The sequence below is a fragment of the Streptomyces sp. AC627_RSS907 genome (genome assembly GCF_019049165.1).
Genome location: NZ_JAGMUE010000053.1, coordinates 38682 through 60358, shown reverse-complemented (window position 1 = coordinate 60358; position 21677 = coordinate 38682). Strand labels below are relative to the sequence as shown.

The following is a 21677-nucleotide window of genomic DNA, read 5'->3' as shown; positions in this document are numbered from 1 at the left end:
TCGCCGGGGGAACCGCCGGGTACCCGGCCGCCACGCAGGCCCGACGCGCGAGACCGACGCGCACGGACGACGGGCACGAGCCACGGAGGGAGCGCGAGGCGATGAAGGCGGTTGTCTGGCAGGGCAAACGGGACGTGCGGGTCGAGGACGTGCCCGACCCGCGGATCCAGGAGCCGACGGACGCGGTCATCCGTGTCACGTCCTCGGGACTGTGCGGCTCCGACCTGCACCTGTACGAGGTGCTCACGCCGTTCATGACACCGGGCGACATCCTCGGTCACGAACCGATGGGGATCGTGGAGGAGGTCGGCCCCGAGGTGAGGGGCCTCAAGCCCGGCGACCGGGTGGTGGTGCCCTTCCAGATCGCGTGCGGGCGCTGCTACATGTGCGACGCGGGGCTGCAGACCCAGTGCGAGACCACCCAGGTCACCGGCGAGGGCATGGGCGCCCCGCTGTTCGGCTACACCCGCCTGTACGGGGCCGTGCCCGGCGGCCAGGCCGAGTACCTGCGCGTGCCGCAGGCGCAGTACGGCCCGATCAAGGTGCCCGAGGGCCCGGCCGACGACCGCTTCGTCTACCTCTCCGACGTCCTGCCCACCGCCTGGCAGGCCGTCGCCTACGCCGCTGTCCCGCCCGGCGGCAGCGTCGCGGTGCTCGGCCTCGGCCCGATCGGTGACATGGCCTGCCGGGTCGCCCGGGCCACGGGGGCCGGCCGGGTGTTCGGCGTGGACCTCGTGCCGGAGCGGCTGCGGCGGGCGCGGGAGCGGGGCGTGGAGACGTACGACCTGCGGTCCTTCGACAGCGAGAAGGAACTCGTCGCCGCGATCCAGGACGAGACCGGTGGCCGCGGCCCCGACGCCGTGATCGACGCGGTCGGCACCGAGGCGCACGGCGGCGCCGCCGCCAAGCTGGTCCAGCAGGCCGCGGCCGTGATGCCCCGCTCCCTCAGCGGCCCGCTGGCGGAACGCTTCAGCGTCGACCGGCTCGCGGCCCTCCACACCGCCATCGGCCTGGTGCGGCGCGGCGGCACGATCTCGCTGAGCGGCGTCTACGGCGGCATGGCCGACCCGATGCCGATGCTCACCCTGTTCGACAAGCAGGTCCAGCTGCGGATGGGACAGGCCAACGTACGCCGCTGGAGCGACGAGATCATCCCCTACCTGACGGACGAGGACCCCCTGGGCGTCGACGACTTCGCCACCCACCGGGTGCCGCTGGCGGACGCGCCGCACGCGTACGAGATGTTCCAGAAGAAGCAGGACGGTGCGGTCAAGGTCCTGATGAAGCCGTAGGGCCGGTGCGTCCGCGGGGTGCTCAGGGGCCGCCGAGGATCTCCGCCAGGTCGTACCGGACCGGCTCCTCCAACTGGGCGTAGGTGCAGCTCTCCGGCGTCCGGTCCGGCCGCCATCGGCGGAAGCGGGCCGTGTGCCGGAAGCGCGCCCCGTTCTCCATGTGGTCGTACGCCACCTCCACGACCCGCTCCGGCCGCAGCGGCACCCACGACAGGTCCTTCTTGCCCGACCAGCGGCTCGGTGCGCCGGGCAGCCGGGCCGACTCGTGCGCCGCCTCCTCGGCCCAGGCGGCCCACGGATGACCCCGGACGTCGTCCATGCGCAGCGGTTCCAGCTCCTCCACCAGCTCGGCGCGCCGCTTCATGGAGAAGGCGGCGCTCACGCCCACGTGCTGGAGGACGCCCCGGTCGTCATGGAGGCCGAGCAGCAGTGAGCCGACCACCGGGCCGCTCTTGTGGAGGCGGTAACCGGCGACGACGACATCCGCCGTCCGCTCGTGCTTGATCTTGAACATGGCCCGCTCGTCCTGGCGGTACCGCAGGTCGAGCGGCTTGGCGACGACCCCGTCCAGCCCCGCCCCCTCGTACTGCTCGAACCACCGCCGGGCCACCTCGATGTCGTCCGTCGCCGGTGCCACGTGCACGGGCGGCGTGACCCCGGACAGCGCCCGTACCAACAGCGCCCGCCGGTCGGCGAGCCCCACGTCGAGCAGGGACTCGTCGTCCAGCGCCAGCAGGTCGAAGGAGACGAGGGAGGCAGGCGTCCTCTCGGCCAGCGTCCGCACCCGGGAGTCCGCCGGATGGATCCGCTCGGTGAGCGCGTCGAAGTCCAGGTGTCCCTCCCGCGCGATGACGATCTCCCCGTCCACCACGCACCGCTCGGGCAACCGCTCCCGCACCGCCTCGACCAGCTCAGGGAAGTACCTGGTCAGCGGCTTGCCCGTACGGCTGCCCAGCTCCACCTCACCACCGTCGCGGAACACGATCGCCCGGAACCCGTCCCACTTCGCCTCGTAGTGCATGCCCGGCGGGATCTTCGCCACGGACTTGGCGAGCATCGGCTTCACGGGCGGCATGACGGGCAGATCCATGCTCCGACTGTAGGAGCGGCCCACCCGGCCCGCCTGCCGGAAGCGGACAGCCGCGGACGGACACGGACAGCCGCGGACGGGCCCCGGGCCGGTGTGCGAGGTCCCCCCGGTGCGCCTACCGTGGCTCGCATGGCGGAAGCGGTGGAACTGGAAGCGGGCGGACGGACCGTGCGGCTGTCCAGCCCGGGCAAGGTCTTCTTCCCGGAGCCCGGCTACACCAAGCTCGACGTGGCCCGGTACTACCAGGCGGTCGCCCCCGGCATCCTGCGCGCCCTGCGCAACCGGCCCACCACCCTGGAGCGCTACCCGGACGGCGTCACCGGCGAGTGGTTCTACCAGAAGCGCGCGCCCAAGGGCATGCCCGACTGGATCCCGACCGCGCACATCACCTTCCCCAGCGGACGCAGCGCCGACGAGATGTGCCCCACCGAGGAGGCGGCCGTCCTGTGGGCCGCCCAGTACGGCACCCTCACCTTCCACCCCTGGCCGGTCCGCCGCGACGACGTCGACCACCCCGACGAACTGCGCATCGACCTCGACCCCCAGCCCGGCACCGACTACGACGACGCCGTCCGCGCCGCCCACGAACTGCGTGCCGTCCTGGAGGAGTCCGGCGGGCTGCGCGGCTGGCCCAAGACCTCCGGCGGACGCGGCATCCACGTGTTCGTGCCGATCGAGCCGCGCTGGACCTTCACCCAGGTGCGGCGCGCGGCCATCGCCGCCGGGCGGGAACTGGAACGGCGGATGCCGGAGCGGGTCACCACCAAGTGGTGGAAGGAGGAGCGCGGCGAACGCATCTTCGTCGACTACAACCAGACCGCCCGGGACCGCACCATCGCCTCCGCCTACTCCGTGCGCCCCCGCCCGCACGCCCCGGTCTCCGCGCCGCTGACCTGGGACGAGGTCGGTGTCGCCCATCCGCGGGACTTCGACATCACGACGATGCCCGCGCGCTTCGCCGAACTCGGCGACGTGCACGCGGGCATGGACGACAAGGCCTACTCTCTCGACGCCCTGCTGGAACTGGCGACGAAGGACGAGCACGACCACGGGCTCGGCGATCTGCCGTACCCGCCCGAGTATCCGAAGATGCCGGGGGAACCCAGGCGGGTACAGCCGAGCCGCGCGAAGAAGCCGCGGCCCCAGGAGACCTGAACTACAACTCCTTGATCCTCACGTCCCGGTACGACACCACGTCCGAGGTGCCGTGGACCTGGAGCCCGATGTAGCCGGAGGCGAACCGCCGCCCGTCCGTGCCCGGGTCGTCCGAGCGCGGCGGGTAGAAGTCCTGGCCGCCGGTGTTGTCGAACTCGTTGATCAGCGCGCCGTTGCGGTAGACGGAGTAGTGCTGGTCGACCACCCGGATCTCGTAGTCGTTCCAGGTGCCCTTCTCCGTCACCCCGGCGCCGGCCAGGCCCACCCGGTCGAAGCCGTAGACCGAACCGGACTTGTACAGGTCGCCGGTCGGGCTGTCGAACACCTGCACCTCGTGCCCGTACTTGATGGCGACCCACTCCGGCCGTGACTCCTCCGGGTGGTCGTGGACCTGCGGGAAGCGCACGAAGACGCCGCCGTTGGTGTTCGCGGTGCCCGGAGCGTCGTCCCGCCACTGGAGCTTCAGCGAGAAGTCGCCGTACTTGCGCTCGGGGAACCACAGCATGCCCATGCCCGGCGTGGCGGTGCTGGAGGTGATCGACCCGTCGGGGTTCAGCCCGAACGAACCGCCGCCCACCTGCTGCCACCTGGCGAAGGACTCCTGGGTGCCGTCGAGGATCGCGCGGTAGCCCTCGGTCTGGCCGGGCAGGCCGATCCCGGACTGGCGGGCGGCCTTGTTGATCGCCCGGTACTCCCGCTTGTCGACGACCCCCTCGTCCAGGAGTCCGTCCGTCACCTCACGCACGTGCTTGAGGAACAGCGCCTGGGACGTCCACTCCTTCTCGTCCTCGATCAGCTCGTTGATCCGGCACCGGCTGTTCGTGACCCGGTTCGGCACACCCGTGTCGACCGTCCCGACGATCACCGTGAGCCGCTCGTCGTACTCCGGGCAGGGCGGCGCCGGTACCTGGCCCGCCACCACCGTGAAGCTCACGGTCAGCGGTGCGGAGGTGTTGCCCGCCTTGTCGGTCGCCCGGTACGCCACGGTGTGCCGGCCCACGCGGTCGACGACCACGGGCGCGGTGTACGCCAGGTAGGGTCCGGCGTCGAGCGAGTACTCCACGCCGGCCAGCCCGTAGCCGCCCTCGTCCGTGGCGTTGACGCTCACCCTGGCGCTGCCGACGTAGGCGCCGTCGGAGTTCCTGGTGCCGTCCACGGTCGCGCCGGTCACCGGCGGGGTGGTGTCCTGCGGGGGAGCGGCGGCGACGGTGAAGGCGACGCTCTTCTCCGCCGCGGCGTTGCCCGCCTTGTCGGTGGCGCGGTAGCGCACGGTGTGCTTGCCGACCTGGTGCACCATGACGGGCGCGGTGTACGCCTGCCAGGCCCCGTCACCGATCGCGTACTCGATGGTGTTGACGCCGGAACCGGTGTCGGAGGCGGTGACCGTCACCGTCGCCATGTCGACGTACGCGCCGTCCGCGTCGCGCTCGCCGCTGACCGTCGCCGAGGTCTCCGGCGGGGTCGTGTCGTCCGTGGGCACGGGGGCCACGGTGAACGTGACGCTCTTCTCGGCGGCGGCGTTGCCCGCCTTGTCGAAGGCCCGGTAGCGCACCGTGTGCTCGCCGACCTGGTCGACGACGACCGGTGTGGTGTACGGCTGCCAGGCGCCGTCGGCGCCGATCGCGTACTCGACGCGGTCCACGCCGGAGCCCGCGTCGGAGGCGCCGATCGTCACGCTCGCGCTGCCGACGTACGCGCCGTCGGAGTTCCGCGTGCCGCCCACGTCCGCCGACGTCTCGGGCGCCGTCGTGTCCTCGCCCCCGCCGCCCTCGGTCACCACGAGCACGCCCTTCATCTCCCCGTGGCCGGGGATCGAGCAGTAGTACAGGTAGCGGCCGGGCGAGAGGGTGACCTCGGCGGTGTGCCTCCCACCCTGGGCGTCGCCCGGGGTGGCCAGGATGTTCAGCTGGACGTCCCTGTTGTACTCGGGGTCGCTGACGACGAACGTCAGCGTGTGCGGCATGCCGGTGGTGTTGCCGGTCGCCGCACTGTTCTCGAAGACGATGGTGGCCGGTCCGGCCACCGCCGTCTCGGGCGCGGACGTGTACTTGGTGATGTCGTCGCCGGCGGTCCAGGTCAGGAGCTGTTCGGCGGCCTCGGCCCGCCCCGCCGACCCGGGCTGCCCCGAGGCGGACGTCGTCTGCAGGCCGAGCATCATCAGCAGCCCGGCCAGCAGGGCGGCCCACACTCTTCGTCGGCGCGTCATTCGGTCCCCCTCGCCAGCTGTCCGGCGGCCGGGGTGGGCCCGCCGCCCTTGTAGGTGACCCGCCACAGGGCCGACTTGGAGTCCGAGGTGAAGAAGCCGCGGCCGTAGTCGAGGACGTACAGCGCGCCGTCCGGGCCGAACTTCCAGCCCATCAGGTTCCTGATGCCGTCGTTGCCGACCGGCACGATCTTCTTCAGCGACTCCGCGTGCACCGGCAGACCGCCGTCGCCCTGCGTCTTCGGGTCCATCAGCACCGCGTTGCGCGGCTGGTCGGCGTCGTAGAAGTCACCGACGAACCACTTGCCGTCCCAGTACGCGGGCCACTTGGTGTCGCTGGTGCTGCCGGCGTCGTACCGGTAGACGGGGCCGTTCATCGCGGCCTGGCCGCCGCCCTTGAGCCAGGGCAGCCGGTAGGTGGCCTCCTCCTGCTTGTACGAGGGGATCCCGTTCCCGTCCCGCGGGAAGTCGGGGCCGCCGCCCTGCGGCGAGTACCAGATGTTGTTGCCGGTGACCGGAGGCAGGTTGACCAGGCCGTCGTTGTTCGGCGACTCGTTCTTCGGGTGGTCGCAGTCGTACCAGCCCAGCGGCTTGGACGGGTCCGGCAGGTTCCGGTCCCGGTACGGCTGCTTGTTGCCCATGCAGTAGGGCCAGCCCCGGTTGCTCGCCTTGGTGATCACGGCGAACGTGTCGTACTTGGCCGGGCCCCACGTCGGTGACGGAGCGCCGGCGTCCGGGCCGACCCAGCCCGCGTACAGCGTGTCGGTCGCCTTGTCGACGGAGATGCGCGCCGGGTTGCGCACGCCCATCACGTAGATCTCGCCGCGCGTCTTGCCACCGCCCTCGGCGGTCTCCTTCCCGGTGAACAGGTTGCCCTCGGGGAGGGTGTACGTCCCGTCCGGCTCCGGGTGGATGCGCAGGATCTTGCCGTTGAGGTTGTTGGTGTTGCCGGCGGTGCGGCGCGCGTCGGCGAAGGACACGCCCTTGAAGTTCGGCTCCGGGTTGTTTCCCGAGTAACCACCGCTGAACCCGCTGGAGTTGTTGTCACCGGTGGCGATGTACAGGTTCCCCTTGGAGTCCCAGGCCATCCCGCCGCCCGCGTGGCAGCAGCTGTGGATCTGCACCGGCCACTTCAGCAGCACCTTCTCGCTGCCCAGGTCCAGTGTGTTGGTGGCCTGGTCGAGCGTGAAGCGGGAGACGCGGCGCTCGGCCATGTGCGTGTCCCGGTTGATCTCGGAGTGCGGCGTGTAGTGCAGGTACACCCAGCCGTTCTCCGCGAACCCCGGGTCCAGCTCGATGCCGAGCAGGCCCTCCTCGACCTTGACCAGTTCCTCGCCGCCGCCCTTGTTGCCGAAGACGGTCAGCTCACCGGCGAGCGTGACCTTCCTGGTCTTCGGGTCCCAGACGTGGATCTCGCCCTTGCCCTTGCCGATGTCCGGGTCGTTCCAGTCGGTCACCACGGGCTGGGAGGAGTCCGCGCCGCCGCGGCCGATGTAGAACACCCGGCCGTCCGGTGCGGTGACCAGGCCGTGCGGCTCGCCGATCTGGTCGTTGCGGCCGGGCTGGTTGGGCTGGGTGAGCCGCTCGGCCTTGTAGTTCCCGGTGATGGTCGCCTTGCAGTCGGCCTGTGCCAGCCGGGTCGTCCACATCAGGGCGCCGCGCAGATGGGCGCGGAAGTCGGTCTCGTCGTACGACGACACCGTGCCGCCCATGCCGGTGTAGAAGGACCGGCCGCCGTCGTAGTCCCGGCACCAGCTGACCGGGTGGTCCGCGCCGTTGGCGCTCGCGCCGGGCGCGTACGTCGACTCGCGCACCCGGGCGACGGTGTGGACGTCACCGGACGGGTTCTTCTGCCAGTTCAGCCACTCGTCCGGGCGTTTCCACTCCATCGGCAGGTCCTTGGTGGCCGGATGACGCCGGTCACCGACCTCCACGGTGGCCCGCTGGACCTTCGCCGGGCTGGAGGCCGCCGGGCGGGCGCCGACCAGACCGGTGAACCAGTCCGAGTACGGCTCCGCGCGCGCCGCGTCGTGGACGCCGACGAAACCGCCGCCGGCCTCCATGTACGCCTCCAGGCCCGCCTCCTGCTCCGGATCGAGGACGTCACCGCCGCCGGTCAGGAAGACGATCGCGTTGAAGCGGCCGAGCTTCTTCTCGTTGGTGAAGACCGAGGCGTTGTCCGTGGCCTCGACCTTGAAGCGCTCGTTCGCGGGGCCGGACAGCCCGATCCGCTCGATGGCGGCGATCCCGGCGTTCACGACCGGTGACTCGTCCCCGGCGGCGGCGGACCCGTAGAAGATCAGCACCCGTACGTCGGCGCCGCCCGGTGGTGACGTGATGGACATCGTTGTCAGGGGCGGATCCGGCGCCGGACGCGCGCTGGCGGCGGGACCCGACAGCAGTCCGGTGGTGACGAAACCGGCGGTCGCGAACGCCGCCCAGGCCCTTCTTCTCGCGCTCAACCCTCGTAAGTGCATGGGCACCTCCTCGGTCACGGCAGCAGCGCCAAGGAAGCTAGACCTCTTTGCGCGGTTCGCCAATAGGTATGACCGGGATCGAACGAACTTTGTCCTGAGTGTGGAGAAACCCGGCCGCAGCCGGTACCGTCCCACGGGTTCATTACGGCCAATCAGGGCTGCGTCTCCGCAAATTCCGTATCGGCGTGGGGAGTTCGGCATGGACAGGCGTGGTTTCAACCGACGGGTACTGCTGGGTGGCGCGGCCGTCGCGACATCGTTGTCCCTCGCCCCGGAGACGGCCGGTGCCCAAGCCCCGGCGAAGGCGGCGGCCCCGGCGAGGACGGCGCCGGCCGGGGGTCAGGTGAGACGCGTCAAGATGTACGCCGAGAGGCTGCCCGACGGTCAGATGGGCTACGGCTTCGAGAAGGGCAAGGCGTCCGTCCCCGGCCCGCTGATCGAGCTCAACGAGGGCGACACGCTGCACATCGAGTTCGAGAACACCATGGACGTACGGGCGAGCCTGCACGTCCACGGCCTGGACTACGAGATCTCCAGCGACGGCACGGCGATGAACAAGAGCGACGTGGAGCCCGGCGGCACCCGCACCTACACCTGGCGCACCCACACGCCCGGCCGCCGTGCGGACGGCACCTGGCGGGCGGGCAGCGCGGGCTACTGGCACTACCACGACCACGTCGTCGGCACGCCCCATGGCACCGGTGGCATCCGCAACGGCCTGTACGGACCGGTGATCGTGCGCCGCAAGGGCGACGTGCTGCCGGACGCCACGCACACGATCGTCTTCAACGACATGCTCATCAACAACCGCAAGCCCCACACCGGACCGAACTTCGAGGCCACCGTGGGCGACCGCGTCGAGATCGTGATGATCACGCACGGCGACCTCTACCACACCTTCCACATGCACGGTCACCGCTGGGCGGACAACCGCACCGGCATGCTCACCGGCCCCGACGACCCGAGCCAGGTCATCGACAACAAGATCACCGGCCCGGCGGACTCCTTCGGCTTCCAGATCATCGCGGGGGAGGGCGTCGGCGCGGGCGCGTGGATGTACCACTGCCACGTGCAGAGCCACTCCGACATGGGGATGGTGGGGCTGTTCCTGGTGAAGAAGGCCGACGGGACGATCCCGGGGTACGACCCGCACGAGCATCACGGGCAGGGGGCCGAAGGGGCCGAGGGCGGATCGGCGCACCACGGGCACTGACGACCGGCCGGAGCGGCTGGCCCCGCACGACCCCTGCGGCCCCCGCGCCCGTACGCGCGGGGGGCCGGGCGCGGGTGGCGAGCCGGTCAGGCGTCATGGGCCGTTCACGTGAACATGAAGCGATGGTGACGCCGTCCGTCCCCCGGTACAACCCGTTTTCCCGCGCCGGGAGCGTGCTCTCCCGTCCGGTGGCCTGCCGCTATCCTGAGCCGCAGCCGCCGACGAGGAGTCCCGAAGTGACCGCGACCGCGCCACGTCCCACGCTGGAGGCCGTGGCCGAGCGGGCCGGGGTCTCGCGGGCCACCGTGTCCCGGGTCGTCAACGGGGCGCACGGGGTGCGGGACGCGCTGGCCGACCGGGTCCGGCGCGCGGTGGAGGAACTCGGGTACGTGCCCAACCGGGCTGCCCGCAGCCTCGTGACCCGACGCCACGACGCCGTCGCCGTCGTCGCCGCCGAACCGGAGACCCGGGTCTTCGCCGACCCGTACTTCGCCCAGCGACTGCGCGGCATCAGCAAGGAACTGACGGCCCACGACAACCAGCTCGTGCTGCTGCTCACCGAGGGCCGCGAGGACCACGCCCGGGTCGGCCGCTATCTGGCCGGCGGCCACGTCGACGGCGCGCTCGTCTTCTCCCTGCACCTCGACGACCCGCTGCCCGGCCTCGTCCGGGACGCCGGCGTGCCGACCGTGTTCGGCGGGCGCCCCGACTGGGACGACGGCCGGGACGACGTGGTCTACGTGGACAGCGACAACCGCGGCGGCGCCCGTGAGGCCGTGCGCCACCTGGCCGGCCTCGGCCGCGCCCGTATCGCGCACATCACCGGCCCGCTCGACCAGACCTCCGCGGCCGACCGCCTCGCCGGCTTCCGCGACGTCCGGGCGGGCGCCGGCCCGGAGCTGGTCGCACGCGGCGACTTCACCTCCGGCGGCGGGGAACGGGCGATGCGGGAGCTGCTGGAGCGGTGCCCGGACCTGGACGCCGTGTTCGCGGCCAACGACCTCACCGCCGCGGGCGCGCTGCGGGTGCTGCGCGAGCGGGGGCGGCGGGTGCCGGACGACGTGGCCGTGGTCGGCTTCGACGACATGCTGCCCGTCGCCGAGCAGACCGACCCGCCGCTGACCACGGTCCGCCAGGACATCGAGGGAATGGGCCGGCTGATGGCCCGCCTGCTGCTGCGCGGCCTGGACCGCGGCGCGGGCGCCGAGGACCCCACGGCGACCGCACCGGACACGCCGTCCGGCGTGGTCCTGCCGACGACCCTGGTCCGCCGCGCGACCGCGTGAAGCGAGGCGGCCGACGCCCTCGCTGTCCGTGGCGGGCATCCGCACCGTGCCGTCCAGCCCGCCGACGTCGGTCCAGTCCGGGACGCCGGTGACGAAACGGGTGGTGAGCGTCATCGCCCTCCTCGGAGGGGCCCGTCGCCTGCCCTGCCGAGTCATTCACCGACGACCGGCCGTCGCTTCCGCGCGCCGCCGTGCGACCCCGTGCGGCGCGGGGGACCATGGGACGGCCCGGGTCCCCGCCGCGCGCGTTGATCCCGCGTTGATCGAACGTTTTTCGCCGCCCGGCACGCTCCTGCCCATGCACATCGAAACGATCGCGACGCCCGACCTCGCCTGGCAGCAGGAGGCGTTGTGCGCACAGACCGGGGCTGACTTCTTCTTCCCCGAGCCCGGGAGCTCCGTGCGGGACGCGAAGCGGATCTGCGCCCTGTGCCCGATCCGCTCGGCCTGCCTGGAGTACGCGCTGAGCAACGACGAGCGCTTCGGCGTCTGGGGCGGGCTGTCGGAGAAGGAGCGGCTGGAGCTGCGGCGCACCCGGCACTGACGCGGGGCCCGTCCCGCACCACTCGTGCTGGTGGCCGGCACGGGTGGCGGGGATGCGGTCAGCCCGCCGCGCGGGCCGCCATCCGCGCCTTGCGCGTCGCGAGCTTCTCGTCGAACTTGGCGGCCTCGGCGTCCAGCCCGCCCATGTACAGACCCAGTTCCTCCTGGGCCTCGCGGCCCTCGGGCCCCAGGCCGTCGATCTCCATGACCTTCAGGAAGCGCAGCACGGGCTGGATCACGTCGTCGTGGTGGATGCGCAGGTTGTAGACCTCGCCGATCGCCATCTGCGCGGCGGCGCGCTCGAAGCCCGGGATGCCGTGACCGGGCATCCGGAAGTTCACGACCACGTCCCGCACCGCCTGCATCGTCAGGTCGGGAGCGATCTCGAAGGCCGCCTTGAGCAGGTTCCGGTAGAAGACCATGTGCAGGTTCTCGTCGGTCGCGATGCGGGCCAGCATGCGGTCGCAGACCGGGTCGCCGGACTGGTGGCCCGTGTTGCGGTGCGAGATGCGGGTGGCCAGCTCCTGGAAGGCGACGTAGGCCACCGAGTGCAGCATCGAGTGCCGGTTGTCCGACTCGAAGCCCTCGCTCATGTGGGCCATGCGGAACTGCTCCAGCTTGTCCGGGTCGACCGCGCGCGAGGCGAGCAGGTAGTCGCGCATCACGATGCCGTGGCGGCCCTCCTCGGCGGTCCAGCGGTGCACCCAGGTGCCCCAGGCGCCGTCGCGGCCGAAGAGGCTCGCGATCTCGTGGTGGTAGCTGGGGAGGTTGTCCTCCGTCAGCAGGTTCACCACCAGCGCGATCCTGCCGATCTCGGTGACCTTGGACTGCTCCTTCTCCCAGGCCTCGCCGTCCTCGAACAGCCCCGGGAAGTTGCGGCCGTCGCTCCACGGCACGTACTCGTGCGGCATCCAGTCCTTGGCGACCTTCAGATGCCGGTTGAGTTCCCTCTCGACGACTTCCTCCAGCGCGAACAGCAGCCGGGCGTCGGTCCATTCGGCGGAACTGCCGAGGTACGGGGAGACGATCGTCACGAATAACTCCAGGGGGACGTGCGACAGGGCGGAGCGGCCGGCGAGCGGTGCCGGGAACCTACGGGATCGTAGGCTACGAAACCGTAGGTTACGAGACCGTAGGTTAAACGCCCCGTAAAGGCGCTGATCAACCACCCGCCGTCAGCGCACGCGAAGGCCCCGGGATGTACGGGTCCTGCGCCGGACGGGTGATATCCGCACCCCTGCGGCGTCCAGCTCCCGCGGCCGGACCGAGAGGCACGTCACACAGCTCTCCGGCTTCCCGGCCTGGCCGGTGTCCACGGCCACCGGCGTGCGGGAGGGCCCCCGTCCGCCGCCCGGGCACCGGCAGGGCCCGCCCGCCGGCACCGGCGGTCCGGCACCCTCCCCGACCCTTAGCCCACCTGGCTGGCGTGACGGTGCGGGTCACCGGTCCGTGCGGCCTCTCGTGTTTCCATCGCGCCAGGAGGCATACGACATGGCTGACGACCGACAGCAGAACACCCGCTTCCGGCCCCCCGCGTCCCGGCGCCGTCTACTGGCCGCGGCGGCCCTGGGGCCCGTACTCGCCGGGATGCCCGCCCGCGCCGGTGCCCTGCCCGCAGGACGGGCGGACGGCGCGCCGGTCGAGCCCGTGAGGACCGAACCGGCTGACTGGACGGAGGTCGGCAGGGCCCTCGGGCGGACCGGTGACATGCGGCGGTACATGTACCACACGGGCTTTCCGCGCTGGGACCTCACGATCTTCTCCCACGGCGTCCGGATCGACCCCGCGCTCGCTCTGGGCACCCACGTGTCCTTCGTCCGCTACGCCGACCACAGCAGCCTCCTGATGGGCGACACCGTGGTCACCGAGCGCGAACTGCAGGGCTTCAGTGACGTCCTGCACCAGCACGGGATCGAACAGACCGCCATCCACAAGCACCTGCTCGCCCACCAGCCGTCCGTCTGGTGGGTCCACGTGCACGCCCACGGCCACGACCCGGTCGCCGTCGCCCGCGGTCTGCGCGCCGCGCTCGAGCGCACCGGCACCCCGCTCGCCGAACCCCTCTCCGTCTCGCCGCCCGCGGACCTCGACACCGCCGGGATCGACGCCGCGCTCGGCGTCGAGGGGTACGCCGACGACAGCGTCTACAGGTGCACCTACGTCCGTCGCGAGACCATCACCGACGGCCACGTGATCCTGCCGCCGGGACTGGGCGCCACCAGCGCCGTCGGTTTCCAGCCGCTCGGCGGTGGCCGGGCCGCGCTCAGCGGCGACCTGGCGTTGGTCGCCCACGAGGTCCAGCCCGCCCTCAAGGCCCTGCGGCGCGGTGGGATCGACCTCGTCGAGCTGCACCACCACGGTCTGACCGACGAGCCGCGCCTGTTCTTCGTCCACTACTGGGCCGTCGGTGACGCCGTGAGCCTCGCCAAGGGCCTGCGGCCGGCCGTGGACACCACCAACGTCGTACCCATGCCCGGAGGAGTGGTCTGATGGCTGACAACAACGAAGCGATCACCTGCCCGTTCGACTTCAGCGAGGTCCTGGACTTCGACCCCGCCCTGGCCGACCTGATGCGCCGCGGCTCCCCCACCCGCATCCGGCTCAGCTACGGGGACGCCGACGCCTGGCTGGTCACCGGCTTCGAAGGCGTCAAGCAGGTCACCACCGACCACCGGCTCAGCCGGGCGGGCATCATCGGCAAGGACTACCCGCGGATGACGCCGGAGCCCATCGTCTCCCCCGAGTCGATCAACGTGATGGACCCGCCGCACAGCAGCCGCGTCCGCCACCTGGCCTCGCAGGCCTTCACCCAGCCGCACGTCGAGGCGATGCGGCACCGGATCGTCCGTCTCGCGGACCTCCTGCTGGACGAGATGGAGGAGCAGGGACCGCCGACGGATCTGGTCCGGCACCTCTCCGACCCGCTACCCCAGCACACCATCATGGACCTCCTCGGCATCGAGCGGCAGGAATGGCCCCGGATCCAGGAGTCCGTGCACCAGCTGCTCGCGGTCGGCGCGGACAGCAAGGAGGCGGCCGCGGAGGCCAAGGCCGATCTGACGGCCTACTTCGGGAAACTCGTCGAACAGCGCCGGAACTCGCCCGGCCCGGACCTCATCAGCGCGATGGCCGCCGCGCGGGACGGCCAGGAGCAGCTCGACGACAGGGAACTGGCCGTCATGGCGCTGATGCTGGCGCTCAGCGGCCAGGACACGGCGACCTGCGAGATCAGCAACATCGTGTACCTGCTGCTGACCCGTCCCGAGCTGATGGAACACCTCAGGCGCCGGCCCGAGACCCTGACCGGCGTCCTGCACGAGATGCTCCGCCACATCCCGTTCCGCAAAGGGGTCGGCATCCCCCGGGTGGCCCTCGAGGACGTGGAACTGGACGGTGTGCGGATCCGGGCGGGCGAGTTCGTCCACGTGTCGTACCTGACGGCCAACCGCGATCCGGAACGCTTCCCCGACCCGGACGTCATCGACCCGGACCGGCCCAGCTCCCCCCACATGACGTTCGGCTGGGGCGGGCACCGGTGCATCGCGATGCCGTTGGCCATGGCGGAGCTCGAAGTGGCCATCGGCCGGCTCATCGAGCGCTTCCCCGGGCTGCGGCTCGCGGTGCCGCCCGAGGAGGTGCGGTGGGACACCGAGACCATCAGGCGCTTCCCGCTGGAGCTGCCGGTGGCCTGGTAGGAGGTCCGCCGGGCCACGGGGAGCAGGGGGTGGGGGAGAGGCCTCACGGACTCCTCCCGCACCCCCCGCCCCGCCGTGCCGGCCGCGCGGCTACGCGGGATGTCCGACGGCTTCCGGCGTGGTCTCCCTCAGCTCTCCCTCCTCCAGCAGCAGCCAGCGGGTGATGCCGATCGACTCCAGGAACGGCAGGTCGTGGCTGGCCACGACCAGCGCCCCCTCGTACGACTCCAGCGCGGTGGTGAGCTGCCGCACGCTCGCCATGTCCAGGTTGTTCGTCGGCTCGTCCAGCATCAGCAGCTGCGGGGCGGGCTCGGCCAGCATCAGCGCGGCCAGCGTCGCCCGGAAGCGTTCGCCGCCGGACAGCGTGGACGCCTTCTGGTCGGCGCGGGCGCCCCGGAACAGGAAGCGCGCCAGCCGCGCCCGGATCCGGTTGTTGGTGGCGCCCGGCGCGAACCGGGCCACGTTCTCGGCGACGCTGAGATCGTCGTCGAGGACGTCCAGGCGCTGCGGCAGGAACCGCAGCGGGACGTGCGCCGTCGCCTCGCCGGCCACCGGCTCCAGTTCCCCGGCGACGGTGCGCAGCAACGTGGTCTTGCCCGCGCCGTTGCGCCCGATCAGCGCGACCCGCTCGGGGCCGTGCAGATCGAGACCGGCCCCCACGCGCGCGCCGTACACCAGCTCCAGGTCCCGCAGTGTGAGTACGGAGCGGCCCGGCGGCACCGCCGTGTACGGCAGGTCGACGCGGATCTCGTCGTCGTCCCGCACGGCCTCCACGGCGTCGTCCAGCCGCTCCCTGGCCTCGGCGAGCTTCTCCTCGTGCATGATGCGGTGCTTGCCCGCGGACTCCTGCGCCGCGCGCTTGCGTGCCCCCATGACGATCTTCGGCTCGCGCTTCTGGTCCCACATCTTCTGGCCGTACCGCTTGCGGCGGGCCAGCTTGATCTGGGCCTCGGTCAGCTCGCGCTTCTGCTTGCGCAGGTCCGACTCGGCGACGCGCACCATCCGCTCGGCCGCCTCCTGCTCGACGGCCAGGGCCTCCTGGTACGCCGAGAAGTTCCCGCCGTACCAGGTGATCTCCCCCGAACGCAGGTCGGCGATCTGGTCGACGAGGTCCAGCAGCTCGCGGTCGTGGCTGACCACGACCATCACCCCCGGCCAGGAGGCGACGGCCGCGTACAGCCGCCTGCGCGCGTACAGGTCGAGGTTGTTGGTGGGTTCGTCCAGCAGCAGGATGTCGGGCCGGCGCAGCAGCAGCGCGGCCAGGCGCAGCAGCACCGACTCGCCACCCGAGACCTCGCCGACGGTGCGGTCGAGCCCGACGTGGCCGAGGCCGAGTTCGCCGAGCGTGGCGAGGGCGCGTTCCTCGACGTCCCAGTCGTCGCCGACGGTCTCGAAGTGCTCCTCGGCGACGTCGCCCCCCTCGATGGCGTGCAGCGCGGCCCGCCGGGCGGCGATGCCGAGCGCCTCGTCGACGCGCAGCGCGGTGTCGAGCGTGACGTTCTGCGGGAGGTATCCGACCTCGCCGACCACGCGGACGGCACCGTCGGCCGGGGTGAGCTGCCCGGCGATCAGTTTCAACAGGGTTGATTTACCTGACCCGTTGACGCCGACGAGTCCGGTCCTGCCGGGGCCGAAGACGGCGTCGAGTCCGTCGAAGACGGGCGTGCCGCCCGGCCAGGCGAAGGAGAGGGAGGCGCAGGTGAGGGAACAGGTGGGGGAAGTAGACATACGGGGTCTCCGCGGTTGCTCGAAGCGGTCAGGGGCAAACGCGTATCGAGACACCGGGAGGCGGCGACCGCCGTCGGGCGTGGGAAGGAGGAGCCCAGAGGGCGCTAGGGCGGGAGAAAAGCCCTGCTCCGCAAGGACGGCTCGAACGCCGAGGTCGCACGCGGCGCACACACGTGACGTGTGTGACGCGGTGTCTCAGGACCTCAGACGAGCAACGTCCTTCTCCGATCGGCGGCAACAGAAGCGCTGTACACCGTAGGAGGGACCGGGTGGGCTGTCAACGGTTTATCGTCCGGAGATTCCGCGGGCCCGGGATCCCAGGCCCCGGGGTCCCAGGCCCCGGGACCCCGCGATCCAGGCATCCGTCCCCGGCCCCACGGCCCCGAGGAGGTCCCGTGCCCGAAGGCCCGCTCTCACCGCCGGCCCGGCTCTGCCTGCTGGCCTGGGACTCCGCGCGGCCCGATGCCACCGGCACCGCCCGGATCCACCACCTGGTGCGCGCCGGCGCGCTCACCGAACTGGCCCGGCGTGGTCTGCTCACCGACGACGAGGGCATCGCCACCCCCGCGGACCTGGACTCCCGCACCGGGGACGCCGTCCTCGACGGACTGCTGGACCTCGTGCGCGAGTCGCTGCCGCACCGGTGGCGGACGTGGGTGCGGCTGCACGCGCGGGTCACCTTCGACGCGGTCCGGGAACAGCTGGTGGCCGAGGAGTACCTGCGTGCGGAGAAGCGACGTGTCCTCGGCGTGTTCCCGTCCGTGGAGTACGTCCTGGAGCGGGTCGCCGTGGCGCAGGCACTGTGCGAGGAGACGCGGTACGTCCTGGAGGGTCCGGTTCCGGCCGGGGAGGTCTCCGAGCGGGACGCGGTCGTGGTCGTGCTGGCGGCGGCTGCGGAGCTGCGCACCCTCGGCGCGCACGGGACCGGCGCGCGCCGGGAAGAAAGGATCGCCGAGCTGACCGCCCGCGGCGGGGCGGCGCTCCCCGGACTGCGGAGGATCGTGGACGAGGTGCGGGGCGCGGAGGCCGCGCGCGCCGTGGCGCCGGAGGGCGGCTGAGAAGGGCGGGCCGGGACGACGACCGTGTCGGATCCACGACGCGCGCGGGCACGGATCCCGCCCGGCCGGTCGAGCGAGCCGCACGCGCCGGGGGTGCCGCCCGTACCGTCGGGAGCTTGCGAGGAGAGTCACGCCACTCCCGTGCATGAAGGCGGTGACAGAGGTCACTCGGTCGTCGTGTGCACGGATCGGCTGATTCCGTCGTCTCTTCCAGTGCCCGGCCCGCACCACCCCGGAAGTCCGTCCAGCCGTCACGAGGGAGCAAGGCGTTGTCCACCGTCATCGAGCAGCCCGTCGAGGCGCGTCTCGTCGCCGCCGCGCCGCGCATGCCGAGCATTCCCGCCACCCTGCGCTACGACCGGAGCGACCCGTTCGCCGTCCGCATGACCTTCCCGGCGCCGGCCACCCTCGAGGGCGTCGAGGTCTGCTGGACCTTCTCCCGCGAGCTGCTCATCGCGGGGATGCGGGAGCCGGACGGTCACGGCGACGTGCGCGTGCGCCCGTACGGATACGACCGCACCGTCCTGGAGTTCCACGCACCCGAGGGCACGGCCGTGATCCACGTGCGCTCGGGCGAGCTGCGCCGGTTCCTGCAGGCCAGCAGCGAGCTGGTGCCCGTCGGACGGGAACACCTCCAGCTGGACCTGGACCACGACCTGGCGGAGCTGATGCGCGGGACGTGCTGAGACGCGGGCCAGGGGGCGGCTCCGGGCCCCGTCCGGGCAGTCGCCGTCGGCCCGAGTCCCGCGGCGGGACGGTGCCCGCGGGCACCGTCGGTCACGTGCGGCACTCCCGCCCCGCGCGCCCGCCGCTCGCGGTCCTCTGGACGGCACCGGGGCGGTGGGCTAGCTTCGCCCGCCATGAGGCGCTTGGGGAGCACGCGAAGCACGGCACGATCCACCCGGACCCGCGGCGGGCGTACGGCACGGGCGGCGACCGCGGGGGCGGTGTGCGCGGCGGCGCTGGCCGCGCTGACGGCCGTACCGGCGCAGGCGCACCAGCGGTCGCACTGGGACGTGAAGGACACCGGGGTGTCCGACGTCCGGTTCCGGGGGCTCGCGGCCGTCAGCCGGCACACCGCCTGGGTGGCCGGCACGCGGGGCACCGTCCTGCGCACGACCGACGGTGGCGACACCTGGCGGGACGTGTCACCGCCGGGCGCCGGTGAGCTGCAGTTCCGGGACGTCGAGGCCTTCGACGCCCGCCGGGCCGTGGTGCTGGCCATCGGCGAGGGCGAGGCGTCCCGCGTGTACCGCACCGACGACGGCGGGGCGACCTGGACCGAGTCCTTCCGCAACACCGACGCGCGGGCGTTCTACGACTGCCTCACCTTCTTCGACCACCGTCACGGACTCGCCATGAGCGACCCGGTGGACGGGAAGTTCCGCATCCTGTCGACCGGTGACGGAGGGCGCTCCTGGAAGGTGCTGCCCAGCAGGGGGATGCCGGCCGCGCAGGAGGGCGAGGCCGGGTTCGCCGCCAGTGGTCAGTGCCTGGTCTCTTCCGGACCCAGGGACGTGTGGCTGGCCACCGGCGGCGCGGAACGCGCGCGCGTGCTGCACTCCGCCGACCGCGGCCTCACCTGGACGGCCTCCGACGCTCCGGTCCCGGCGGGCGACCCGGCCCGGGGCGTCTTCGCCCTCGCCTTCCGCGACCGTGCCCACGGCCTCGCGGTCGGCGGCGACTTCCGCCCGGACCAGCCCTCACCGAGGGCGGCGGCGCGTACCGGCGACGGCGGCCGTACCTGGCGGACCGCGGACCGCTCACCGTCCTCCTACCGCTCCGGCGTGGCCTGGCTCCCGCACAGCCGCGGCTCCGCCCTCGCGGTCGGCCCCACCGGCACCGACCTCACCACGGACGGCGGCCGTACCTGGCGGACCGTCGACGCGGGGTCGTACGACACCGTGGACTGCACCCCGGACCGGGGCTGTTGGGCCGCCGGCGAGCAAGGGCGGGTCGCCCGGCTGGAGCACTGACGCCGCGCGCGGCGGGACGTCCGTCCGGCCATGCCCGTCCGGAGATGCCCGTCCGACGATGTCCCGCCGGGCATGCCCGTCCGGGGATGCTTGTCCGCGACGTGGGTATCCGTTCGCTGAGCGTGAGAGGAAGTGAACGGACATGCCACGCGGTTCGAGCTCCAAGCGGGAGCGGCAGTACGAGCACATCAAGGAGAGCGCCGAGGACCGCGGCGAGAGCACCGGCCGCGCCAAGGAGATCGCCGCGCGGACGGTGAACAAGGAGCGCGCCCGGTCCGGCGAGTCGAAGACCGCCAGCCGTACGTCCACGCGGGACAAGTCGCCCGGCGAGCGGGGCGGCCGGCGGTCCGGGTCCCGGCAGGGCTCCCAGGGGCCCACCTACGACCAGCTGTACCAGGAGGCCAGGCGCCGGGACGTCCACGGCCGTTCGCACATGAACAAGGGCGAGCTCCAGCGCGCGCTCGGCAAGTGAGCCGCGCCGCCTTCTAGGCGAGCGTCTCCCGGTACCGCTCCAGGACGGGAGCCGTCCTGCCGGCGACGAACTCGGTGATGCGGTACGCGCACACGCCGGCCGTGACGAGCGGGTCGCCCGCGGTGATCTGCTCCATCCGCGCCCGGTCCTCCGCGACGGCGATGATCACCCCGCCGTCGCGGGGCTCCTTGCGCCCGGAAGCCAGGAAGACCCCCTGCGCGTACAGCTCGTCCAGCCATGCCACGTGGTCCGGCAGCACGGCGTCCACGGCGTCGAGCGGGGCGGTGTAGGACAGCTCCAGTACGAACATGATCACGAGCGTACTGCGCGCCCCGTAGGCTGGGGCCACCATGACGACCGTGACCGTGCAGATCCCCGCCGACTGGCCCGCGACCGAGGACCGGGCCCGCGCCGTCCAGGACGAACTGCGGGCGCGCGTCGTGCTCGACGAGCCGGGCCCGCCGCCCGGCACCGGCCGCGTGACCGGGGTGGACGTCGCCTACGACGACGGACGCGACGTCGTCGTGGCGGCGGCCGTCGTGCTCGACGCCGCCACCCTCGCCGTCGTCGCCGAGGCGACCGCCGTGGGGCGGATCTCCTTCCCCTACGTGCCCGGTCTTCTCGCCTTCCGGGAGATCCCGACCGTCCTCGCCGCCCTGGAGGCGCTGCCCTGCCCGCCCGGCCTGGTCGTCTGCGACGGCTACGGCCTGGCCCACCCGCGCCGCTTCGGCCTGGCGAGCCACCTCGGCGTGCTGACCGGCCTGCCGACGATCGGCGTGGCCAAGAACCCGTTCACCTTCACGTACGACGACCCGGACGCGCCGCGCGGCAGCGTGTCCCCGCTGCTCGCCGGTGCCGAGGAGGTCGGGCGCGCCGTCCGTACGCGTGAGGCGGTCAAGCCGGTCTTCGTCTCCGTCGGTCACCGCGTGAGCCTCGACAACGCCTGCGCGCACACGCTGGCGCTGGCCCCCGCCTACCGCCTGCCGGAGACGACCCGCAGGGCCGACGCCCTGTGCCGTGAGGCCCTGCGGTCCGCCACCGCCTAGGTGGGCTGCCCCTCGACGCTCCAGCGGCCCACCTCCTGGTACGCGGAGTCGTAGATCGCCGAGGCGTCACCCGGGCGCAGCTCGCAGTGCCGCAGATTGCCGCCCCAGTACCGCAGGATCCGCTGGAGCTCGCCCACGGGGTCCTCGGCGAGCGCGCCCTCGTCCATGGTGACTTCGAGAAGGAATCTCATACCCTCAAGGGTTTCATTGAACTGCCCATGGGCACTTTGCCGTACTCGATGGCCGGTGGCGGGCCTTCCGGCGCGGGAAAACCTTCCAACCGCGGTGAGGGACCCCGCCGTGCAGTCTGAGTATCCGTACGGATGTGCCACCGTCGTCGGCGGAGGCAGGCTGGACCGCATGACGACGCACCGTGCACCCCAGCGCTCCGCCCAGCAGTCCGGCCGGCCCGTGGAGCGGGCCGTGGTGGCGGGGCTGGTGCT

The 21677-nt window shown here is 72.2% G+C and carries 20 protein-coding genes; 13 read left to right on the top strand and 7 right to left on the bottom strand.

Annotated elements, in window-relative coordinates; translation table 11 throughout:
- Positions 1 to 101: 101 nt before the first annotated feature.
- On the top strand, positions 102 to 1292 hold the full coding sequence (locus KUM32_RS14935; RefSeq protein WP_217142356.1) for a zinc-dependent alcohol dehydrogenase: 1191 nt from the start codon (positions 102 to 104) through the stop codon (positions 1290 to 1292).
- A 22-nt stretch (positions 1293 to 1314) separates the two neighbouring features.
- Here the strand turns inward: KUM32_RS14935 and KUM32_RS14930 are convergent, their stop codons facing one another.
- The gene (locus KUM32_RS14930; protein WP_217142355.1) at positions 1315 to 2382 is read right to left on the bottom strand and encodes an ATP-dependent DNA ligase; all 1068 of its coding nucleotides are present in this window, start codon (positions 2380 to 2382) and stop codon (positions 1315 to 1317) included.
- A gap of 129 nt (positions 2383 to 2511) precedes the next feature.
- Between KUM32_RS14930 and ligD the strand changes: the two genes are divergently transcribed.
- On the top strand, positions 2512 to 3537 hold the full coding sequence (ligD, locus tag KUM32_RS14925) for a non-homologous end-joining DNA ligase (protein WP_217142354.1): 1026 nt from the start codon (positions 2512 to 2514) through the stop codon (positions 3535 to 3537).
- Between the two features lies 1 nt (position 3538).
- On the opposite strand, the gene KUM32_RS14920 is transcribed toward ligD, so the two are convergent.
- Together KUM32_RS14920 and KUM32_RS14915 are read right to left on the bottom strand one after the other, a co-directional pair.
- Positions 3539 to 5725 carry an OmpL47-type beta-barrel domain-containing protein gene (locus tag KUM32_RS14920; protein WP_217142395.1) on the bottom strand — a complete coding sequence of 729 codons (2187 nt, stop codon included), beginning with the start codon at positions 5723 to 5725 and terminating at the stop codon, positions 3539 to 3541.
- Between the two features lie 14 nt (positions 5726 to 5739).
- On the bottom strand, positions 5740 to 8217 hold the full coding sequence (locus KUM32_RS14915) for a ThuA domain-containing protein (RefSeq protein WP_217142353.1): 2478 nt from the start codon (positions 8215 to 8217) through the stop codon (positions 5740 to 5742).
- 199 nt (positions 8218 to 8416) lie between these two features.
- Here KUM32_RS14915 and KUM32_RS14910 point away from each other — a divergent pair, with 199 nt between their 5' ends.
- The 3 genes from KUM32_RS14910 to KUM32_RS14900 all read left to right on the top strand — a co-directional run bounded on the left by KUM32_RS14910 (position 8417) and on the right by KUM32_RS14900 (position 11260).
- Positions 8417 to 9430: a multicopper oxidase domain-containing protein gene (locus KUM32_RS14910; RefSeq protein ID WP_217142352.1), complete on the top strand. Its 1014-nt coding sequence runs from the start codon at positions 8417 to 8419 to the stop codon at positions 9428 to 9430.
- Between the two features lie 236 nt (positions 9431 to 9666).
- Positions 9667 to 10716, top strand: coding sequence for a LacI family DNA-binding transcriptional regulator (locus KUM32_RS14905; protein ID WP_217142351.1), 1050 nt, complete (start codon positions 9667 to 9669; stop codon positions 10714 to 10716).
- A 298-nt stretch (positions 10717 to 11014) separates the two neighbouring features.
- Positions 11015 to 11260 (top strand): WhiB family transcriptional regulator, encoded by a 246-nt coding sequence (locus KUM32_RS14900; RefSeq protein WP_217142350.1) that lies wholly within the window; start codon positions 11015 to 11017, stop codon positions 11258 to 11260.
- Positions 11261 to 11318: 58 nt separating this feature from the next.
- Here the strand turns inward: KUM32_RS14900 and KUM32_RS14895 are convergent, their stop codons facing one another.
- Complete coding sequence (locus KUM32_RS14895) at positions 11319 to 12293, bottom strand: acyl-ACP desaturase (RefSeq protein WP_217142349.1); 975 nt, start codon at positions 12291 to 12293, stop codon at positions 11319 to 11321.
- 457 nt (positions 12294 to 12750) lie between these two features.
- Between KUM32_RS14895 and KUM32_RS14890 the strand changes: the two genes are divergently transcribed.
- Both KUM32_RS14890 and KUM32_RS14885 read left to right on the top strand, forming a co-directional pair.
- Positions 12751 to 13749 (top strand): DUF1259 domain-containing protein, encoded by a 999-nt coding sequence (locus KUM32_RS14890; protein WP_217142348.1) that lies wholly within the window; start codon positions 12751 to 12753, stop codon positions 13747 to 13749.
- Positions 13749 to 14954, top strand: coding sequence for a cytochrome P450 (locus KUM32_RS14885; protein WP_217142347.1), 1206 nt, complete (start codon positions 13749 to 13751; stop codon positions 14952 to 14954). The genes KUM32_RS14890 and KUM32_RS14885 overlap by 1 nt, the downstream gene beginning before the upstream one ends.
- 90 nt (positions 14955 to 15044) lie before the next feature.
- Here KUM32_RS14885 and KUM32_RS14880 read toward each other — a convergent pair whose 3' ends face one another.
- Positions 15045 to 16682: an ABC-F family ATP-binding cassette domain-containing protein gene (locus KUM32_RS14880; protein WP_217142346.1), complete on the bottom strand. Its 1638-nt coding sequence runs from the start codon at positions 16680 to 16682 to the stop codon at positions 15045 to 15047.
- Between the two features lie 395 nt (positions 16683 to 17077).
- Here KUM32_RS14880 and KUM32_RS14875 point away from each other — a divergent pair, with 395 nt between their 5' ends.
- The 4 genes from KUM32_RS14875 to KUM32_RS14860 all read left to right on the top strand — a co-directional run bounded on the left by KUM32_RS14875 (position 17078) and on the right by KUM32_RS14860 (position 20188).
- Positions 17078 to 17740: a GPP34 family phosphoprotein gene (locus KUM32_RS14875; RefSeq protein ID WP_217142345.1), complete on the top strand. Its 663-nt coding sequence runs from the start codon at positions 17078 to 17080 to the stop codon at positions 17738 to 17740.
- Positions 17741 to 18009: 269 nt separating this feature from the next.
- The gene (locus KUM32_RS14870) at positions 18010 to 18426 is read left to right on the top strand and encodes an SsgA family sporulation/cell division regulator (protein WP_217142344.1); all 417 of its coding nucleotides are present in this window, start codon (positions 18010 to 18012) and stop codon (positions 18424 to 18426) included.
- A 261-nt stretch (positions 18427 to 18687) separates the two neighbouring features.
- Positions 18688 to 19716: an oxidoreductase gene (locus KUM32_RS14865; RefSeq protein ID WP_217142394.1), complete on the top strand. Its 1029-nt coding sequence runs from the start codon at positions 18688 to 18690 to the stop codon at positions 19714 to 19716.
- A 142-nt stretch (positions 19717 to 19858) separates the two neighbouring features.
- A complete protein-coding gene (locus KUM32_RS14860; RefSeq protein ID WP_217142343.1) occupies positions 19859 to 20188 on the top strand; it encodes a plasmid stabilization protein in 330 nt (109 codons plus the stop codon).
- 13 nt (positions 20189 to 20201) lie between these two features.
- On the opposite strand, the gene KUM32_RS14855 is transcribed toward KUM32_RS14860, so the two are convergent.
- Positions 20202 to 20498, bottom strand: coding sequence for a YciI family protein (locus KUM32_RS14855; protein WP_217142342.1), 297 nt, complete (start codon positions 20496 to 20498; stop codon positions 20202 to 20204).
- A gap of 40 nt (positions 20499 to 20538) precedes the next feature.
- Between KUM32_RS14855 and KUM32_RS14850 the strand changes: the two genes are divergently transcribed.
- Complete coding sequence (locus tag KUM32_RS14850; protein ID WP_217142341.1) at positions 20539 to 21234, top strand: endonuclease V; 696 nt, start codon at positions 20539 to 20541, stop codon at positions 21232 to 21234.
- Here KUM32_RS14850 and KUM32_RS14845 read toward each other — a convergent pair.
- A complete protein-coding gene (locus KUM32_RS14845) occupies positions 21231 to 21425 on the bottom strand; it encodes a hypothetical protein (RefSeq protein WP_217142340.1) in 195 nt (64 codons plus the stop codon). The genes KUM32_RS14850 and KUM32_RS14845 overlap by 4 nt on opposite strands.
- Positions 21426 to 21594: 169 nt before the next feature.
- On the opposite strand from KUM32_RS14845, the gene mmpA reads away from it, so the two are divergent.
- Positions 21595 to 21677, top strand: an 83-nt coding sequence (gene mmpA, locus KUM32_RS45280) for a morphogenic membrane protein MmpA (protein ID WP_374227514.1), incomplete at its 3' end; no start/stop codon positions are given.

Coding starts and splice junctions, on each gene's coding strand:
- KUM32_RS14935 (WP_217142356.1), top strand. CDS start 102: ATGAAGGCGGTTGTCTGGCAGGGCAAACGGGACGTGCGGGTCGAGGAC.
- KUM32_RS14930 (WP_217142355.1), bottom strand. CDS start 2,382: ATGGATCTGCCCGTCATGCCGCCCGTGAAGCCGATGCTCGCCAAGTCC.
- ligD (WP_217142354.1), top strand. CDS start 2,512: ATGGCGGAAGCGGTGGAACTGGAAGCGGGCGGACGGACCGTGCGGCTG.
- KUM32_RS14915 (WP_217142353.1), bottom strand. CDS start 8,217: ATGCACTTACGAGGGTTGAGCGCGAGAAGAAGGGCCTGGGCGGCGTTC.
- KUM32_RS14910 (WP_217142352.1), top strand. CDS start 8,417: ATGGACAGGCGTGGTTTCAACCGACGGGTACTGCTGGGTGGCGCGGCC.
- KUM32_RS14900 (WP_217142350.1), top strand. CDS start 11,015: ATGCACATCGAAACGATCGCGACGCCCGACCTCGCCTGGCAGCAGGAG.
- KUM32_RS14890 (WP_217142348.1), top strand. CDS start 12,751: ATGGCTGACGACCGACAGCAGAACACCCGCTTCCGGCCCCCCGCGTCC.
- KUM32_RS14885 (WP_217142347.1), top strand. CDS start 13,749: ATGGCTGACAACAACGAAGCGATCACCTGCCCGTTCGACTTCAGCGAG.
- KUM32_RS14880 (WP_217142346.1), bottom strand. CDS start 16,682: ATGTCTACTTCCCCCACCTGTTCCCTCACCTGCGCCTCCCTCTCCTTC.
- KUM32_RS14860 (WP_217142343.1), top strand. CDS start 19,859: ATGCCACGCGGTTCGAGCTCCAAGCGGGAGCGGCAGTACGAGCACATC.
- KUM32_RS14855 (WP_217142342.1), bottom strand. CDS start 20,498: ATGTTCGTACTGGAGCTGTCCTACACCGCCCCGCTCGACGCCGTGGAC.
- KUM32_RS14850 (WP_217142341.1), top strand. CDS start 20,539: ATGACGACCGTGACCGTGCAGATCCCCGCCGACTGGCCCGCGACCGAG.
- KUM32_RS14845 (WP_217142340.1), bottom strand. CDS start 21,425: ATGAGATTCCTTCTCGAAGTCACCATGGACGAGGGCGCGCTCGCCGAG.